Origin of the sequence: Dactylosporangium sp. NPDC005555 (genome assembly GCF_040605635.1) — a bacterium.
Lineage (GTDB): Bacteria > Actinomycetota > Actinomycetes > Mycobacteriales > Micromonosporaceae > Dactylosporangium.
In genome coordinates, this window is the sequence record NZ_JBEXDG010000031.1 from 84,550 (window position 1) to 101,020 (window position 16,471).

A 16,471-nucleotide genomic window follows, 5' to 3' on the forward strand; every position below is an offset into this window, starting at 1 on the left:
CAGGCCGACGCCTGGAGCGCAGCGGAAGGTGGCGGCATGACCGACTCGGCGCAGTGGACCAGGGTCGACGACGGACGGTTCCAGGTCGACCTGCTCACCGCCGACTACCGGCGGCACGCGTTCACCCGCCACAGCCACTCGACGTTCGCCATCGGGGTCGTGGTCTGCGGGGTCGAGCAGTTCCACTACCGGGGTTCGCTGCACCGCGCGGGCGTGGGCAGCCTGGCGATCCTGGAGCCGGACGAGCCGCACGACGGTCAGGCCGCCGCCCCGGCCGGCTGGGCCTACCGGGTCTTCTACCCGCCCGCCGACCTGCTGTTCGAGGCCGCTCCCAGGGCGCACTTCGGCACGGCCGTGGTGCACGATCCGCGGACCGTGCACCTCGTGCGGTCGGCGCACGAGTCACTGACCTCGGGTCTGGATGCCTTCGCGGCGCACTCGAAGCTGACGTGGGCGCTCTCCGCGGTCGTCCACCGGCACGGGTCCCCGGCCGCGGACGCATCGGACCTGCCGGCTCCGCCGGCCCGGGATCCGGCGGCGGTGCGGAAGGTCGCCGAGATCCGGGACCGGCTCACCGCCGACCTGCGCTGCGCGCCGACCCTGCGGGAGCTCGCCGCCGGCGTCGAACTGTCCCCGTTCCACATGCTGCGCGTCTTCCGCGAGGCGACCGGCTTCCCGCCGCACACCTGGCTCGTCCTCGAACGGGTCTGCCGCGCCCGCCACCTCCTCGCCGCAGGCCTCACCCCCGCCCAGGTCGCCAGCGGCGTCGGCTTCGCCGACCAGGCCCACCTCACCCGCTGGTTCAAGCGCGTGACGGGCGTCACCCCGGCCGCATTCCGCAACTCCGTTCAAGACCCCGGGCGTCGCCGCGCGTGACCCTGTCGGCATGAGTCGTCGCGGCTGGGTCCTCTTCATCGCCATGTCCGTCGTGTGGGGCGTGCCGTATCTGCTGATCAAGGTCGCCGTCCGCGACATCGGCCCCGCCGAGCTGGTCTTCGTCCGCACCGCCATCGGCGCGCTCCTGCTGCTGCCGATCGCCCTGTACCGCAAGGAGGTCCGGGCGTCGCTGCGCCCGTGGCTGCCGCTGCTGGCGTACACCGTCATCGAGGTCGGCATCCCCTGGCTGCTGCTGTCCCACGCCGAGCAGGAGGTCGACAGCGCCTTCACCGGCCTCGTCATCGCGGGTGTCCCGCTGGTCGCCGCCCTCATCGCCCGCGAACGGCTCTCCGGCACGCGGGTCGCGGGCCTGCTGACCGGTTTCGCCGGCGTCGGTCTGCTCGTCGGCTTCCACGGTGGTACCGGCGGCACGATTCCACTCCTGGAACTCCTCGGCGTGGTCGTCTGCTACGCGACCGGCCCCCTGATCATCGAGCGCTGGCTCTCCGACGTGCCCCGCTACGGCGTCTCGGCCGTGTCCCTGGCCGCCGGCGCGCTGCTCTTCGCCCCGTTCGTGGTGACCGGGCTGCCGGACCTGGCCCGCACGGTGACCCCCGCCCCCGCCCTGGCCGCCGTCGCCCTCGCGGTCATCTGCACGGCGCTCGCCTTCGTGCTGTTCTTCGCCCTCGTCGCCGAGGTGGGCGGCGTCCGCGCCACCGTGATCACCTTCGTCAACCCGGCCGTCGCGGTCGTCCTCGGCGCCGTCGTCCTGGGCGAGGAGATCACCCCGCTGACCGTGGGCGCGTTCGTGCTGATCCTCGCCGGCTCGTTCCTCGCCACCCGCCGCAGGACCCCCACGGGAAAGGATGACGGTGCCGGCGGTCGATCCCGGCCCGGCCCGCTTCCGGACGCCGCACGCCCTGTTCCGGGAGTGCGGGCTGAGTGAGCGGGCCGCGGCGCTGGCATCACTGCCGGCGGCGCGGCCCGCACCCGCGGCCGGGCGCGCACTGACCGCGCCGGCATCAGTCGGCGAGGATCGCGTACAGCTTGCGGCGCGTCTCGGTCAGGACCTCGAGGGCCTGGGCGCGCTGCTCGGCGGTGCCGTTGAAGCCCACCTGGCGCAGTGCGTCCATGATGCCGAGCGCGGCGTCGCGGAACTCCTGGGCCTGGGAGACGTTCTCGTCGCCGTACTCCTGCCAGGGCGCGTTCTGCGCCGCGGCCTCGGCCTCGGGGCGGCCGGTGTCGGTGAGGACGAAGCGCTTGCGGCCGCCCTGCTCCTCGGCCGTGATGAGGCCCTCGTCCTCCAGGAGCTGCAGCGTCGGGTAGATCGAGCCGGGGCTCGGCCGCCAGATGCCGCCCGTGCGGGTCTCCAGCTCCTGGATCATCTCGTAGCCGTGCATGGGTCGCTCGGCGAGCAGGGCCAGGACGGCGAGGCGCACGTTGGGGCGTCCGCCCCGGCCCGTGCCCTTGCCGCCCCAGCCGCCGCGACCCGCGCCGCGGCCGTGCCCGTGACCCCAGCCGCCGCGACCACCAGGGCCGCCGCCGGGGGGGAAGGGCGGGATGAAGCCGCCGAAGCCGCGGTGCCAGGCACCGGCGTCGAAGAGCATTGCTCCGCTTCGTGATCGCATGATCACTTCTCCAATCGTCGAACGGTCGCCGACCTGTTGTCGACTGTCGTTGATAGTTCGACGATATATCGGGAACCTATCGGCGACAAGGTCCCGCCCCTTACATCCCCTTATGTGCGTTACAGGACGATCACCGTCCGCAGGACCGTCCCGGCCTCCATCTCGTGGAACGCCGCCTCGACGTCGCCCAGGCCGCCGGTCGCGCTGACGAACCTGTCCAGGGGCAGCCGGCCCTGCAGGTACAGGTCGATCAGCATCGGGAAGTCCCGCGACGGCAGGCAGTCGCCGTACCAGCTGGACTTCAGCGCGCCGCCGCGGCCGAACACGTCCAGGAACGGCAGGGTCAGCTGCATGTCGGGGCGGGGCACACCGACGAGGACGACGGTCCCGGCCAGGTCGCGGGCGTTGAACGCCTGCTCGTACACCTGCGGCAGCCCGACCGCCTCGATGACGACGTCGGCGCCGAAGCCGCCGGTCAGCGCCCGCACCGCCGCCACCGGGTCGGTCTCGCGGGAGTTGACGACGTGCGTCGCGCCGAACTCCTGCGCCCACGCGAGCTTCCGGACGTCGACGTCGACCGCGATGACGGTGCTCGCGCCGGCGAGGACCGCGCCGACGATCGCGGCGTCGCCGACCCCGCCGCAGCCGAAGACCGCGACCGAGTCGCCCCGCGAGACGTTGCCGGTGTTGAGCGCCGCGCCGATACCGGCCATGACACCGCAGCCGAGCAGGCCGGCGACGCTCGCCGAGGCGCGCGGGTCGACCTTCGTGCACTGACCGGCGGCGACGAGGGTGTACTTGAGGAACGCACCGATCCCGAGCGCCGGCGACAGCGGGGTCCCGTCGGCGAGGGTCATCTTCTGCTTCGCGTTGTGGGTGTTGAAGCAGTACCAGGGACGCCCGCGCAGACAGGCCCGGCACTGCCCGCAGACGGCCCGCCAGTTGAGGATGACGAAGTCGCCGGGCGCGACGTCGGTGACGTCCGGTCCCACCGCGGAGACGATGCCGGCGGCCTCGTGGCCGAGCAGGTAGGGGAAGTCCTCGCCGATGCCACCCTCGCGGTAGTGCAGGTCGGTGTGGCAGACCCCGCACGCCTGGACCTCCACCACCGCCTCACCGGGGCCGGGATCGGGGACGATGACGGTCTCGAGGCTGACGGGGCGGCCTTTGCCGAGGGCGACCACGCCCTGCGTTTCGATAGGCATACCCCCCGTCCTACCAGAAGGCGGCCACGACCATGGTAGTAAGAGCGGCATGACGGACGACCTGCGGCGCATCGCGAAGGAACGTTTCGGCTGGGACCGCCTGCGCGACGAGCAGGTGACGGCGATGCGGGCGTTGATGGAGGGCCGCGACGCCCTGGCCGTGCTGCCGACCGGTGCCGGCAAGTCCGCCATCTACCAGGTGCCGGCGCCGCTGCTGCCCGGGCCGACGATCGTCATCTCGCCGCTGCTGGCGTTGCAGCAGGACCAGATCGCGTCGCTGACCGCGCGCAACCACGCGTCGCTGCAGGCGGTGCGGCTGTCGTCCGCCGAGGGCAAGGCCGAGCGCGCGGAGGCCCTGGAGGCGCTGCGCGCCGGCGACGCCGAGTTCGTGTTCCTGACGCCCGAGCAGTTCGCCGACCCGGCCCGCGTCGCGCAGATCAAGGCGCTGAAGCCGAGCCTCGTCGCGGTCGACGAGGCGCACTGCGTCTCCGCGTGGGGTCACGACTTCCGCCCCGACTACCTGCAGCTCGGGCAGTTCATCCGGGAGCTCGGCCGCCCGCCGATCGTCGCCCTGACCGCGACGGCCTCTCCGCCGGTACGGGAGGACATCGTCGACCGGCTCGGCATGCGGGACCCGGAGATCGTCGTCACGGGCCTGGACCGGCCGAACCTGTTCCTCGAGTCGGTGCACTGCGCCGACGAGCAGACCAGGTTCCGCCGGCTGCTCGCCCGGCTGAAGGAGTCGACGCCGCCGGGGATCATCTACGCGCCGACCCGCCGGGCGACCGAGGAGCTCGCCGAGCGCCTGATCGAGGAGGGCATGCCCGCCGTCGCGTACCACGGTGGCATGAGCGCCGGCGACCGCGAGCGCGCCCACGAGGCGTTCCTCGCCGACGAGGTCGAGATCATGGTCGCGACGACGGCGTTCGGCATGGGCATCGACAAGCCCAACATCCGCTGGGTCAACCACATCTCGCTGCCGGACTCGCCGGACTCCTACCTGCAGGAGATCGGCCGGGCCGGCCGCGACGGGCAGCCGGCGCAGGTGCTGCTGCTGCACCGCACCGAGGACACCGGGCTGCGGAAGTTCTTCACCAACGTGTCCGTCGACCGCGAGGAGGTCAGCTCCCTCGCGGCGCTGCTGCGCTCCGTCGCGCCGGACCCGATCACCCGCGACGAGCTGGAGGAGCGCACCGGCCTCGGCGCCCGCAAGCTCGGGCAGCTGCTGAGCCTTCTGGAGGAGGTCGGCGGCGCGCAGCTGCTGCACGGCAGCAAGGTGAAGGCGCCCCGCTGGGCGCCGACGCCGGCGAGGTCCGCCGAGCTCGCCGAGGCCCAGGCGGAGCGGCAGCAGACGGTCTCCCGGTCCCGCCTCGACATGATGCGCAACTTCGCCGAGACGGAGCTGTGCCGCGGCCAGTCGCTGCTCGCGTACTTCGGTGAGCACCTCGACGGCACGTGCGGGCACTGCGACAACTGCCTCGACGGCAGCGCGCAGGCCGGGCTCGCCGCCGCCGGCGACGTGCCCTTCCCGATCCACAGCGAGGTCCGCCACGGCGAATGGGGCAAGGGCGTCGTGCTGTCCTACGCGGGGGAGCAGATGACCGTCCTGTTCGACGAGGTCGGCTACAAGACCCTCTCAGTGCCGGTCGTCGAGGAGCACCGGCTGCTGCGCCGGCTCTGAGGCGCTCGCCGCGGTCTTCCCCTGGAAGCGCTCGACCTGCCGCACGGGCTCTGATGCCAGCTGCGCGGCGGCGGACACCGCGAAGGTCGACTTGCCGACGCCGGCCATCCCGTCGATGACGATCACCCGGTAGGCGCCACGGGCCGCGCGCAGCAGCCGCTCGGTCTCCGCGAGCCTGCCGCGCAGCCGGTCGACGACCCGCGGCAGCGCGCTGGTCGCCGGCTGCGGCTGCGCCGCCGTCCCGCGGAGCACCTCCAGGTGCAGCTCGCGCAGCTGCGGGCCGGGGTCGACGCCGAGCTCGTCGCGCAGCGCCTCGACGGTGCGCTGGTGGAGCTGCAGCGCCTCGGCCTGCCGGCCGTCGCGGTGCAGCGCCGTCATCAGCGCCCCGACCAGCCGCTCCCGCAGCGGGTGCGCGGCGACCAGCGGCGCGACCCGCTCGACGATCTCGCGGTGCCGCTCCAGGGCGAGCAGGCACTCCGCCCACTCCTCGGTCGCGGCCCAGCGCAGCTCGGTGAGGGAGTCCCGCCAGCGGCCGACGACGGAGCCGGGCAGCCCCGCGAACGGCACGTCGCGCCACTCGTCGAGCGCCGCACGGTAGTGCCCGGCGGCCTCCCGGTCCGGCTCTGTGCGCGCCCGCTGCAACGCGGCCTGGAAGCGGGTGAGGTCGAGACCGTCCCCGGGCACCGTGATCCGGTAGCCCGCCGGGTCGGTCTGCAGGGCGCCGCCGGGCCCGAGCAGCCGGCGGATGCGGTAGACGGCGGTCTGCAGCTGGTTGCGGGCGGTCGCCGGTGGGTCGTCGTCCCACACCAGCTCGATGAGATCGGCGACCGTGACGACCCGGCCCGCGTGGTAGAGCAGACCTGCGACGATCAGCTGCTGGCGGGGTCCGCCGAGGTCGACGGGCGCGCCGCCCACGACGACCTCGACCGGACCCAGCACGGAGCACTCCACGCAACGGGACGCTAGCGCGTTGTGCGTGTGACGTACACCGGCGTCCCGGCCCTTTGGATCAACGGTGGGCGGCGTCCCCGGTGCGGTGCCCGAGCGCGGCCCACACCTCGCTCACCGTCTCGAACAGTTTGTCCTCGGGCAGCCGCTCCAGTTCGGCGAGCACGTCGTCGGGTGCGTTGAGCTCGGAGGCGCCGGCCATCAGGTCGTCGCGGTCGCCCGGGAGGCTCGCCATGGGGATGTACCGGCCGAGGCTGCCGCGTGCCTCGATCTCGTCATGCGTGAGTTCTGGCTCCATGCCTGCGGCGATACCCGGGCATACCACCACCAAACGAATGACACCCGATTGAGGTGGGACGGCGTTGGGTACCCGCATCGACATCCGCCCCATCCGCCGCGCTCCGAAACCCCCCGGGTGTGCGGCCGGGCGCTTCACAGGAGGTGAACACACGTGGCACGCATCGGGCAGCTCTTCGGCGGGCGCAACGCCCAGGTGGACCGGGACGGCGACGGTGTCGACGACCGTGTCGAGGACCGCACGCTCGACAACCGTCTCGACAAGGACCGCGACGGTGTCGACGACCGGACGCTCGACAACCGTCTCGACAAGGACGGTGACGGGATCGACGACCGGGTCGAGGCGAAGCGGCTCCGCACGTCGGACCGCACCCACCGGATCCCCGCCGTCGGGCCGATGTCCGGCGTCACCGACACCGACACCGACCGGGACGGCATCGCCGACCGCCGGGAGACCCACACCACGACCATGAAGCCGGTCATCGACCGTGAGCCGGCCCCCGACGTCGACGTCGTGCCGGTCGAGACGGGCCGTCCGGCCCGCGCGAGCCTGCTGTCCACGTTCGGCCTCGTCGTCGGTGTCGCCGCCGTCGCGGCCGCCCTCACCGGCCTGCTCGCCGTCTGGGCGCTGCCGCTCGGCGCGATCGGCCTGCTGCTGTCCTTCGGCGGGATCATCGCCGGCGCCCGCCGGCACGTCGCCGGCCGCGGCACCGGCACCCTGGGCGTGCTGTTCAGCGGCACCGCCGTGGTGTTCGCGATCCTCGCCATCACCGGCCAGGTCAGCTGGCTCGACACCGACGTCGACCAGGTCGCGCGCCTCAACGACTGGCTCGACACCAAGGTCACGTGGATCAAGGACTGGTGACGTCCGCTTGAAGGAGGACCCGGGGACGCCCCGGGTCCTCCTCACGTATTGGCGGGTGTGGGCGCGCCGTGCAGGACGCCGTCGCCGGCGGTGAGGACCTCGTCGAGGGCGTCGGCCGGCAGCGGCCGGGAGAAGTGGTATCCCTGCGCCTGCGGGCAGTCCAGCTCCCGGAGCCGGTCCGCCTGTTCCGGCGTCTCGACCGCCTCGGCGATCGACGACAGGCGCAGGCTGTTGCCGAGCTCGACGATCGCGCGGGTGAACGCCATCTCCTCGGCCATCCCGCCCTCCGGCGTGAACGCCCGGTCGATCTTCAGGATGTCGACCGGCAGGTGCCGCAGGTACGCCAGGGACGAGTAGCCGGTGCCGAAGTCGTCGACGGCGACCCGCACACCCTCCTCGCGCAGCGCCGACAGCAGCACCGTCACGTCGTCGCCCTCCGCCGACGACGACACCAGGACCGTCTCGGTGATCTCCAGGATCAGCGCGCTGCCCGGCAGGCCCGCGTCGCGCAGCGCCGACAGGACCGTCTGCGCGAAGTCCGGCTCGCGCAACTGGCGGCCGGACACGTTGACGGTGACGGAGATGCCGTAGCGCTCATGCCAGGAGCGGACGTCGTGGCACGCCTGCCGCAACACCCATGCACCGATCGGGACGATGAGGCCGTACTGCTCGGCGATGGGGATGAAGTCCAGCGGCGGCACGGACCGGCCCTCGGGGTTCCAGCGCAGCAACGCCTCCACGGCGGTGACCCGGCCCGAGGACAGGTCCACGACCGGCTGGTAGTGGACGGTGAACTCGTCGTTCGCGACGGCCCGGCGCAGCTCCGCCGACAGACGCATGTGCTCGTGCCGCTCGGTCGCCAGCCGCGGCTCGTAGGCGGCGAGCCGGTTCTTGCCGGCCGCCTTCGCCGCGTACAGGGCGAGGTCCGCGTTGCGCAGCGCCTCCGCGGGCGTCGACGGTGCGTGCACCACCAGGGTCCCCACGCTGGTGGTGACGCTCAGCTCCCGCCCGCCGATCTCGTACGGCTGGGCGAGCGCGTCGACGACCGCCCGGCCGACGGCGTCCACCCGCAGCACCGGCACGTCCTCCAGCAGGATGGCGAACTCGTCGCCGCCGAGCCGGACCAGCGTGTCGGCGGTGTCGACCTCGCCGACCAGCCGCGCCGCCACCTCCATCAGCAGCGCGTCGCCGACCGGGTGCCCGAACGAGTCGTTGACGTCCTTGAACCCGTCCAGGTCCAGCAGCAGCAGGCCGTGCGCCGCGTTCGTGCGGGTCAGCGCGTGCTCCAGGCGCTCCTGCAGCAGCGCGCGGTTGCCCAGGCCGGTCAGCGCGTCGTGCAGCGCCCGGTGCGTCAGCTGCTGCCGCAGCGTGTCCTGCTCCCGCAGCGCCGCGCCGAGCGCGAGGGCGTGCGCGTCGAGCTCCTCCACGCGCCGGTTCGCGAACTGCACGAGCTGGCTCAGCCGGGCGATCAGCAGGACCGACGTGACGATCGACGTCGCCAGGGGCACGACCGCCCACCACCGCGACGGCAGCGGCGTCGCGACCATCAGCATCGTGATCGCGATGACCGGACCGATCAGCGACAGCACCGTGTACAGATAGATGCGGTGCCGCGGGATCACCTGCTGCGCGCGTTCGAGGCGCCCCGCCGCCTCCGCCATCGACGGGTGCAGGGCGCCGGTGCCCAGCAGCGCGTACGCGCACAGGTACAGCGCCGCGGAGACGCGGTCGCCCTTCGGGTCGCCGGTCCACGCGACGGCCACGTAGTAGACCGTGTCACCGGCGATCAGCGTCGCCGCCGCCACGCACACGAGCCGGTGCGCGGCGTTGCGGACGCTCGCCGTGAACGCCATCCGGGTCGCGGCCACGACCAGCGCCAGGTCGATCGCCGCGTACAGCAGGTCGCTCGTGCGGTGCGGGCCGTCGAAACGGTCGCCGGCCAGCACCGGATGCACGATGAACGTCCAGGTCAGCGCCGCCACCCCGGAAGCGACGATGCCGGAGTCGATGAGCCGCTCCCAGCGCGGTCTCCGCGGGTCCCGGCGCACCCAGCTGACGAGGCCGCCGCCGAGGAACGGGTACGCGGCCAGGAACACGGCGTCCTTCGCCGAGGGGAAGCCGACCTCACCGGTGAGCCCGTAGTCGACCGCCCACGCGACCGCGCCCAGCACCGAACAGGCGAGGCCCGCGGCGAACAGCCACCACGTCCGGCGGTGCGCGGGCCGGTGCCGGCGCACCCCGGCGACCACCGCGACCACCGTCGACACGCCGACGAGCGAGTACAGCGCCTGGCGTGGGATGACCGGGAGGAACGCGCCGACGACCACCGCGCCGAGGCCCAGTCCCGCATACCAGCGCCATGCGGTCATCGGTCTCCTTGTCGCTGGTTCGGCTGACCTGCCTATCGGCAGCCGGCCGGCGTAGCTGAGCAGGGGGAAGATGGACGGGTTCGACCGCACAGCGAGGGGTAGGGAGCGCCGATGAAGGTCGCACTGCTGGGACCGATCGCCTGGCGGACCCCGCCTCGCGCGTACGGGCCGTGGGAACAGGTCGTCTCCCTGCTCGCCGAGGGACTCGTCGCGCGCGGCGTCGACGTCACCCTCTTCGCCAGCCTCGACTCCGTCACCGCCGCGCACCTCGACGGCGTCCTCGAGCGCCCGTACAACGAGGACACCGCCCACGACGGGAGGATCTGGGAAGCGCTGCACGTGGCGCACTGTTTCGACCGCAGCGCCGAGTTCGACCTGGTGCACAACAACCTCGACTGGCTGCCGCTCGCGATGAGCGGGTTCTGCCGGGCGCCGCTCGTCACCACCGTGCACGGCTTCTGCTCCCCGGCCATCCTTCCGGCGTACCAGCGGGCCCGCTCCGCGTTCGTGTCCATCTCCGACGCCGACCGCGGGCCCGGCCTCGACTACGCCGCGACGATCTACCACGGCATCGACGTCGCGCAGTTCCCGTTCCGGGCCGCGCCCGGCGAATCGCTCGTCGCGTTCGGCCGTATCCACCCCGACAAGGGCACCGCCGACGCGATCCGCATCGCCCGCGCCGCCGGCCGCCGGCTGCTCATCGCCGGACCCGTCCACGACGAGCGCTACCACGCCGAGGAGGTCCTGCCGCAGATCGACGGCGAGCAGATCGTGTATCTGGGCAACATCGGCCCCGCCGAACGCGCCGAGGTCCTCGGCGCCGCCGCCGCGCTGCTGCACCCGATCGGGTTCGCCGAGCCGTTCGGCCTGTCCGTCGTCGAGGCGATGACCTGTGGCACGCCCGTCGTGGCGTATCCGCTCGGCTCGATGCCGGAGGTCGTCGACGAGGGCGTCACCGGCTACCTCGCCAGTTCCGTCGCCGAGGCGGTCGAGGTCCTCGACGACGCCCTCAAACTCGACCGGCACCAGGTCCGCGGGCACGCCGTCGGCCGCTTCTCCGCCGACCGGATGGTCGAGGACTACCTGCGGCTCTACACCCGTCTGCTGGGTTGAAATCTCCGCCGATTCGCTCAAGGCCCCGGCCGCGCGGCCGAACCTTCACAGTGTGCGGCGCCCGCGGGCACACGACGCGGTAACGCGGGACGGCTCGGCTCCGGCAGCGACGTGGCAGGCTGCCGGAGCCGACGCCATCTGCGCGCATCGTGATCGAAGGCTGGCGTTGCGTCACCCTTCCCTCTAGGCTCTCGGGCGGAAGGGGAGGCTGTGACTCGCGTCGATACCACTGGTGATGCCGACAGGGGATCCGTCCCGCAGCCCGAGTCCGGTTTCGACGCGGACCTCGCCGCCGTCGAGGACCTCATCGCCACCTGGGACCTGCACGGCGCCCAGGCGGCCGCCCGGGAGCTGCTCGACGAGCCCGGCCTGCCGCCCGGCGACCGGCTCACCGCGCGCCGGCTGCTGGCCGAGGCGCTGCGGGAGCTCGGCGACCTCGACGCCGCCTACGACCTCGCCGACGCCGTCGCCACCCAGGCGGAGCAGGCGTACGGCCCGGCGGACGTGGCGACCGTGCACGCCTGGGCCGTCCTCGCCGCCGTCCGCCACGACTACGACGAGTGGGACGCCGCCGAGGCGCTCTACCACCGGGTCCTGGACAGCGGCGTCGACGAGACCGACCCCGTCACCGGCCCCGAAGCGGTCCGCGTCATCCGGCTGACCCGCGTCAACCTCGCGCTCCTGCAACGCGACCGGGGTCAGCGACCGCTCGCGCTCACCATGCTCAACGCCGCCTATGCCGTGCACCGCCGCGAGTACGGCGCCGACGACCTCGACACCATCCGGATCGCCGCCGAGCTCGCCGCCCTGCACCACGCCGACGGCAACGTCCCCGCGTCGCGCCGCCTGTTCACGCTCGCGCACGCGGCGGCCAGGTCCCGGCTCGGCAACCGGCACCCCTTCACGAAGGCGGTCGAGTGGGAGCTCGCCGCCGTCGAGCCCCCGATGCCCGCCTCACTGCTCCCACCGGCCGCTCCCGTCGCCGTCGAGAGCGTCCCCGCCACCCCGGACGCCCTCGACGACCCGGATGCGGACCTCGACGAGGAACTCCCCGACGAGCCTGCCGCACCCTCGTTTCCGGCGGCGGCGGCGGATGTACCGCCGGCGGAGGCTCCTCCCGAGGTCGTAGAGGCCCCCGTCGTGCCGCACGGGACTTCCGGCGCCGCCGCCGTGGGTCATCCCCGGGGTGGAGCGCCGGTCGTCGGCGAGCGGCGGGTCGTCGTGCCGCTCAAGGCGGTGGCGGGGATCGTCGCGGCGGCGCTGGCCATCGCCGCCGTGTCGATCCTGTGGCCGTCCGGGACAGCCCCGGACCGGTCCGCCGGCCCGCCTGCCGGCCCGGTCGCAGCCGCCACCGGTTCCGCCGGCCCGGGCGGCACCGCCGGTGCCGGTGGGACCGCCGGTGCCAGTGGGGCTCCAGGTTCGGGCGGGGCGGGTCCGAGCGGGGCGGGTCAGGGCGGGGCCGGTGGGGGTGAGCCGGTGCGGGTGCGGGATCTGCGGCTGCGGGACGACGGGACCGCGCTCGCCGTCACCTGGACGGGGCTGAGCGGCAAGGCGGTCGTGGCGCTTTCACGGGCCGGTGGGCCGCCCGCGGTGGTGGCGGAGGTGCCGGCCGGGACGACGTCGTACGTGGTGAAGGGCGTCGATCCGTCGGTGGCGTACTGCGTGGTGGTGGGGCCTGTCGACGCGACCGTCGCGGTCACGCCCGGCGCGTCGGTGTGCACGGGTGAGCGGTGAGGACGTAGGCGGGGGAACCGGTGGTCGGCGCCGGGCGTGTCGCAAGGTTCGCCGGGTATAGTCCGGCCGATGCGGCTCACTGACCGGACGCTCAACCGGCTACCCCGCCCCGTGGCACGGCTGATGCGGGACCACCGCGAGACGGTCAAGTTCGTGATCGTCGGCGGTTTCTGCTACGTCGTCACGCTGCTGGTCAACTACGGGCTGCGGCTGACGGTGCTGGACAGCAAGCCGGTCACGGCGCTCACGATCGCGAACGTGGTCGCGTCGGTGGTGTCCTACTTCCTGAACCGTGAGTGGTCCTTCCGGACCCGGGGCGGCCGTCGCCGCCATCACGAGATGGCGCTCTACCTGGTCATCAACGGCATCGGCGTCGCGGTCAACGCGGCGCCGTTGTTCGTCGCGCGCTACGTCTTCGGGCTGCAGGAGCCGGCGGTCAGCACCCTCGTCGAGGAGATCTCGGACTTCGGGTTCGGCATGGTGCTCGGCACGGCCCTCGCGATGCTGTTCCGCCTGTGGGCGTACCGGACCTGGGTGTTCCCGCACGACGACGTGCGTCCCGCCCCCGTCCGCCACGACCACGCGGTGCCGGCACAGGTCGCCGCCGCGCCCGCACCGGCCGCGCAGGCCGACGCCGGCAGCTCCTGAGGGCGGTGGCGGGATCCGGCCGCGGCCGGGCTCAGAAGGCGATGTGGTCGGGGTCCGGCTCGGCGGGGACGCCGAGGAGGTGGTCGACGCCCGCGGTGCGCAGCTGCCGGTGCACGAACGGGCTGGCCCGGTGGATCACCAGGCGGACCCCCTCGACGCCCGCCTCGCGCTGGGCGCCGACGAGCGCGCCGACGGCCGCCGAGTCCAGGAACGTGACGAGCCCGAGGTCGACCCGCAGCACGCTCGGCCGGCGCTGGGTGGCGGCGGCGACGAGATCCTGACGGAGCGTCGCGGCCGTCCCGTGGTCGATCTCGCCCCGGACGGACACCACGGTGGACCCGTCCATCAGCACATTGACCGTTACCGACATCGACATGGCGCTCCCAGCAGGCTCATCAGGCACAGCATAGGAGCACGGCGCGTCACCCGCAGCGTGTGAGCGGCCCGTTCACCCGGACCGTGGAGACGGGCCACCCTGAATGTGGTCTGGGCAGTGCAGTCGTAACTCCCGGTAACCGAACGGGGCGTCGACGAACCAGCAGTGGTGCGGCGTCTCGGTGCCGGGGTGCCGGTAGCCGTCGAAGAACCGGCACGACAGGCACATCCGGCTCACGGGGATGCGCCCCTCCCGCTGCAACTGCGTGATCCTGGTGGTGACGATCCGCAGCAGCCGCGCCTGGGTGGGCTCGTCGAGGTCCTCGACGCTGCCGAGGACGGTCTCCGCCCAGTTGGACGGCGCGGGGGTCAGCGCCAGGCCACGTTCGGTGGCCGCGACCCGCATGTCGTGCGCCGCATACGAGGGTGCCGGCCGCATCTCGACGAGGCCGTCGGCGACCAGTGGCGACACGATCGCCATCGTCGCGGCGACCGAGGAGCCGAGCTCGGCGGCGAGGTCGGAGAGCCGGAACTCGCGGTCGCGCCGGCCGAGGAGCAGCAGCACCTGCCGGTGCGGCGGCGGGAGGGTGGCCCGATCGGGCGGGGGAGCGTCGGCGGGCGCCATGACGGCGACCCGCACCAGACCGGCGATGAGCTTCTGCGCCTGTGCCTCCAGGGTCACGGCAGTCTCCTCCCGAGCGTCTGCTGGTAGCACCCTAGACCGCGACGTCGATCAACAGGGAGCATCGCGCGCCGCAATTCGTCGCGGGAGCACCACCCGCACCTTCGGGACCTGGAGTCACCGCAACCGGCGTTCGTGCGGTGGCGCCTGCCCTTGCGAAGGTCAGGCCCCGAAGCCGAGCTTGCGAGGCCTGGTCGACGGGCGGCAGTCGTACATTATGAAAAAGGCGAAATGTCGGAAATTTCGGTGTAAGCTACGCACGGTTTCAGCAGGTGCGACGGGGGTCAGGGAATGGGTGCAGGACGGTTGGTCGCGACGGCAACGATGCTGGTGGCGGCGATCGCGACCGTGGAGACAGTGGCGGCGGCGGGGGCGTCGGCGGCAGCCGTCAAGCCCACGCAGCTCGTGCTGACCGTGGCGAAGGGCGAGAGCGGCAAGCCGGCCACGAGCCGTGCGTCGCTGCGGTGCCGGCCCGCCGGCGGCAGCCACAAGCAGGCCCGTGACGCGTGCACCGCGCTCGCGAAGGTCGGCGGCGACTTCGCCCGGCTGACCGGCGAGGGCGGCGCGTGCACGATGCAGTACGACCCGGTCACCGTCACCGCCGCCGGCCGGTGGAAGGGCAAGCGGGTCAACTACAAGAAGACGTACGGCAACGCCTGCTCGCTGACCACGACGACGGGCCCGGTCTTCAGCCTCTGAACACGCCCAGCGTCTTGAACTGGTGGTTGGGGAAGATCGCCGCCGAGTCCTGGACGTTGAAGCGTTTCTTGAGCATCTCGGCGAGGATGTCGCGGTAGTCGTTGGCTCCCGCGACGTCCCCCTGGTCGAGGGCGCCGGCGGACAGGCCGGGCCAGTTGCCGTGCACCTTGCCGCCGTTGAGGCCGCCGCCGAGCAGCAGCATCGCGTTGCCGTGGCCGTGGTCGACGCCGACGTTGCCGTTCTCCTGGACGCGCCGGCCGAACTCGCTCATCGTGATGACGGTCGTGGTGTCCAGCAGCGGGCCGAGGTCGGTGGCGAAGGCGCCGATCGCCTCGGACAGGTTGGTCAGCGAGTTGCGCATGTCGCCGCCGTCGACGCGGCCGAGGTTGGTGTGCATGTCCCAGCCGCCGACGTCCAGCGCCGCGACGCGCAGGCCGACGCCGGCCTTCATGAGCTGCGCGATGTCGCGCAGCCGGTCGGCGATGCCGCCACCCGGGTACTGGACGCCTTCGGCGGGCCGGTACTGCGAGTTCGCGATCTTCTGCGCGGTGTTGATGGCCTGGATGGTGCTGCCGGCGGTCGCCGCGAGGGAGTGGTCCAGGCCGGTGTACAGGGTCTTCAGCGCTTCCATGGTCTGGCTGCGCATGGCGTCGTTGTCGATGCGGAAGTCGCGGATGCCGTTGAGCACGATCGCCTGCTCGCCACCGACGAGGGACCGCGGCAGCGCGTTGCCCTGCGCGACGGCGCGGAACGTGGTGCCGGGGCCCATCTGGGCGAGGACCCGGTCGAGCCAGCCGGTGCGCACGGCGACGGACGCGGCGCCGCGTTCGAGGGCGTCCTGCGCCTGGAAGTGGCTGCGGCTGGCGTCGGGGGAGGCGACCGCGTGCACGGCGGCCATCTTGCCGGCCTGCCAGAAGGGGTACAGCGCGGTCATCGCCGGGTTGAGCCCGAAGCCGCGCCCGGCGGGCAGGAGCGCCGCCATGGGGATCGCGATGTTGGGCCGCATCGAGCGGTAGTTGGGGTCGTCGCCGGGCGCGACGACGGACAGGCCGTCCATGCCGCCGCGCAGGAAGATGACGATCAGGGTGCCCTTGGTGTCCTCGGGCGCGGCGAACGCGACCCGGCTCGTCACCAGCTGCGCGCCGAGCGCGGCGACGCCGACGTACCCGGCGCCCTGCACGAGCCGGCGGCGGGTGAAGCCCTTGCTCCACCGGTCGCGTTCGGCGGCGAGCTCGTCCTGCACCTGGTCGGCCTGCACGCGGATGGCGGCCTCGCACAGGTTGGGCCCGTGCCGGCGCAGCTCTTCGATTGAAGCGGGGCGGCGCTCGCCTTCAGGAAGGGAATTCATAGC

16 protein-coding genes are annotated in these 16,471 nt (G+C 72.9%); 8 read left to right on the top strand and 8 right to left on the bottom strand.

Annotated elements, in window-relative coordinates; genetic code table 11:
* Both ABZS58_RS30440 and ABZS58_RS30445 read left to right on the top strand, forming a co-directional pair.
* On the top strand, positions 1-876 hold an 876-nt coding region (locus ABZS58_RS30440), incomplete at its 5' end, for an AraC family transcriptional regulator (RefSeq protein ID WP_354786657.1).
* A 10-nt stretch (positions 877-886) separates the two neighbouring features.
* Complete coding sequence (locus ABZS58_RS30445; protein WP_354786658.1) at positions 887-1,822, top strand: DMT family transporter; 936 nt, start codon at positions 887-889, stop codon at positions 1,820-1,822.
* Between the two features lie 76 nt (positions 1,823-1,898).
* Here the strand turns inward: ABZS58_RS30445 and ABZS58_RS30450 are convergent, their stop codons facing one another.
* Positions 1,899-2,504 carry a PadR family transcriptional regulator gene (locus ABZS58_RS30450; protein ID WP_354786659.1) on the bottom strand — a complete coding sequence of 202 codons (606 nt, stop codon included), beginning with the start codon at positions 2,502-2,504 and terminating at the stop codon, positions 1,899-1,901.
* A gap of 119 nt (positions 2,505-2,623) precedes the next feature.
* Positions 2,624-3,709: an S-(hydroxymethyl)mycothiol dehydrogenase gene (locus ABZS58_RS30455; protein ID WP_354786660.1), complete on the bottom strand. Its 1,086-nt coding sequence runs from the start codon at positions 3,707-3,709 to the stop codon at positions 2,624-2,626.
* 49 nt (positions 3,710-3,758) lie between these two features.
* Between ABZS58_RS30455 and ABZS58_RS30460 the strand changes: the two genes are divergently transcribed.
* Positions 3,759-5,390 (top strand): ATP-dependent DNA helicase RecQ, encoded by a 1,632-nt coding sequence (locus tag ABZS58_RS30460; protein WP_354786661.1) that lies wholly within the window; start codon positions 3,759-3,761, stop codon positions 5,388-5,390.
* Here ABZS58_RS30460 and ABZS58_RS30465 read toward each other — a convergent pair.
* Both ABZS58_RS30465 and ABZS58_RS30470 read right to left on the bottom strand, forming a co-directional pair.
* Complete coding sequence (locus ABZS58_RS30465; protein ID WP_354786662.1) at positions 5,346-6,329, bottom strand: BTAD domain-containing putative transcriptional regulator; 984 nt, start codon at positions 6,327-6,329, stop codon at positions 5,346-5,348. The two genes, ABZS58_RS30460 and ABZS58_RS30465, sit on opposite strands and share 45 nt — an antisense overlap.
* A 70-nt stretch (positions 6,330-6,399) precedes the next feature.
* Positions 6,400-6,636 (bottom strand): DUF2795 domain-containing protein, encoded by a 237-nt coding sequence (locus ABZS58_RS30470; protein WP_354786663.1) that lies wholly within the window; start codon positions 6,634-6,636, stop codon positions 6,400-6,402.
* A 153-nt stretch (positions 6,637-6,789) separates the two neighbouring features.
* Between ABZS58_RS30470 and ABZS58_RS30475 the strand changes: the two genes are divergently transcribed.
* On the top strand, positions 6,790-7,500 hold the full coding sequence (locus ABZS58_RS30475; RefSeq protein ID WP_354786664.1) for a hypothetical protein: 711 nt from the start codon (positions 6,790-6,792) through the stop codon (positions 7,498-7,500).
* Positions 7,501-7,541: 41 nt separating this feature from the next.
* Here ABZS58_RS30475 and ABZS58_RS30480 read toward each other — a convergent pair whose 3' ends face one another.
* Positions 7,542-9,869, bottom strand: coding sequence for a GGDEF and EAL domain-containing protein (locus ABZS58_RS30480; RefSeq protein ID WP_354786665.1), 2,328 nt, complete (start codon positions 9,867-9,869; stop codon positions 7,542-7,544).
* 111 nt (positions 9,870-9,980) lie between these two features.
* Here ABZS58_RS30480 and ABZS58_RS30485 point away from each other — a divergent pair, with 111 nt between their 5' ends.
* The 3 genes from ABZS58_RS30485 (at position 9,981) to ABZS58_RS30495 (ending at position 13,364) form a co-directional block, all read left to right on the top strand.
* Positions 9,981-10,982 carry a glycosyltransferase family 4 protein gene (locus ABZS58_RS30485; protein ID WP_354786666.1) on the top strand — a complete coding sequence of 334 codons (1,002 nt, stop codon included), beginning with the start codon at positions 9,981-9,983 and terminating at the stop codon, positions 10,980-10,982.
* A gap of 210 nt (positions 10,983-11,192) precedes the next feature.
* Positions 11,193-12,716 (top strand): tetratricopeptide repeat protein, encoded by a 1,524-nt coding sequence (locus ABZS58_RS30490; protein WP_354786667.1) that lies wholly within the window; start codon positions 11,193-11,195, stop codon positions 12,714-12,716.
* A gap of 69 nt (positions 12,717-12,785) precedes the next feature.
* Positions 12,786-13,364, top strand: coding sequence for a GtrA family protein (locus ABZS58_RS30495; RefSeq protein ID WP_354786668.1), 579 nt, complete (start codon positions 12,786-12,788; stop codon positions 13,362-13,364).
* A gap of 31 nt (positions 13,365-13,395) precedes the next feature.
* Here the strand turns inward: ABZS58_RS30495 and ABZS58_RS30500 are convergent, their stop codons facing one another.
* Positions 13,396-13,740 carry an STAS domain-containing protein gene (locus ABZS58_RS30500; RefSeq protein WP_354786669.1) on the bottom strand — a complete coding sequence of 115 codons (345 nt, stop codon included), beginning with the start codon at positions 13,738-13,740 and terminating at the stop codon, positions 13,396-13,398.
* Positions 13,741-13,812: 72 nt separating this feature from the next.
* Complete coding sequence (locus ABZS58_RS30505; RefSeq protein ID WP_354786670.1) at positions 13,813-14,421, bottom strand: hypothetical protein; 609 nt, start codon at positions 14,419-14,421, stop codon at positions 13,813-13,815.
* 306 nt (positions 14,422-14,727) lie between these two features.
* Between ABZS58_RS30505 and ABZS58_RS30510 the strand changes: the two genes are divergently transcribed.
* On the top strand, positions 14,728-15,120 hold the full coding sequence (locus ABZS58_RS30510; protein WP_354786671.1) for a subtilase-type protease inhibitor: 393 nt from the start codon (positions 14,728-14,730) through the stop codon (positions 15,118-15,120).
* Here the strand turns inward: ABZS58_RS30510 and ABZS58_RS30515 are convergent.
* Complete coding sequence (locus tag ABZS58_RS30515; protein ID WP_354786672.1) at positions 15,110-16,468, bottom strand: DUF1501 domain-containing protein; 1,359 nt, start codon at positions 16,466-16,468, stop codon at positions 15,110-15,112. The two genes, ABZS58_RS30510 and ABZS58_RS30515, sit on opposite strands and share 11 nt — an antisense overlap.
* Positions 16,469-16,471 lie beyond the last annotated feature (3 nt).

What these genes read in the sequence shown, in the direction of transcription:
- ABZS58_RS30470 (WP_354786663.1), bottom strand. Translation starts at nt 6,636, where the DNA reads ATGGAGCCAGAACTCACGCATGACGAGATCGAGGCACGCGGCAGCCTC.
- ABZS58_RS30495 (WP_354786668.1), top strand. Translation starts at nt 12,786, where the DNA reads ATGCGGCTCACTGACCGGACGCTCAACCGGCTACCCCGCCCCGTGGCA.
- ABZS58_RS30450 (WP_354786659.1), bottom strand. Translation starts at nt 2,504, where the DNA reads ATGCGATCACGAAGCGGAGCAATGCTCTTCGACGCCGGTGCCTGGCAC.
- ABZS58_RS30485 (WP_354786666.1), top strand. Translation starts at nt 9,981, where the DNA reads ATGAAGGTCGCACTGCTGGGACCGATCGCCTGGCGGACCCCGCCTCGC.
- ABZS58_RS30480 (WP_354786665.1), bottom strand. Translation starts at nt 9,869, where the DNA reads ATGACCGCATGGCGCTGGTATGCGGGACTGGGCCTCGGCGCGGTGGTC.
- ABZS58_RS30500 (WP_354786669.1), bottom strand. Translation starts at nt 13,740, where the DNA reads ATGTCGATGTCGGTAACGGTCAATGTGCTGATGGACGGGTCCACCGTG.
- ABZS58_RS30460 (WP_354786661.1), top strand. Translation starts at nt 3,759, where the DNA reads ATGACGGACGACCTGCGGCGCATCGCGAAGGAACGTTTCGGCTGGGAC.
- ABZS58_RS30515 (WP_354786672.1), bottom strand. Translation starts at nt 16,468, where the DNA reads ATGAATTCCCTTCCTGAAGGCGAGCGCCGCCCCGCTTCAATCGAAGAG.
- ABZS58_RS30455 (WP_354786660.1), bottom strand. Translation starts at nt 3,709, where the DNA reads ATGCCTATCGAAACGCAGGGCGTGGTCGCCCTCGGCAAAGGCCGCCCC.
- ABZS58_RS30445 (WP_354786658.1), top strand. Translation starts at nt 887, where the DNA reads ATGAGTCGTCGCGGCTGGGTCCTCTTCATCGCCATGTCCGTCGTGTGG.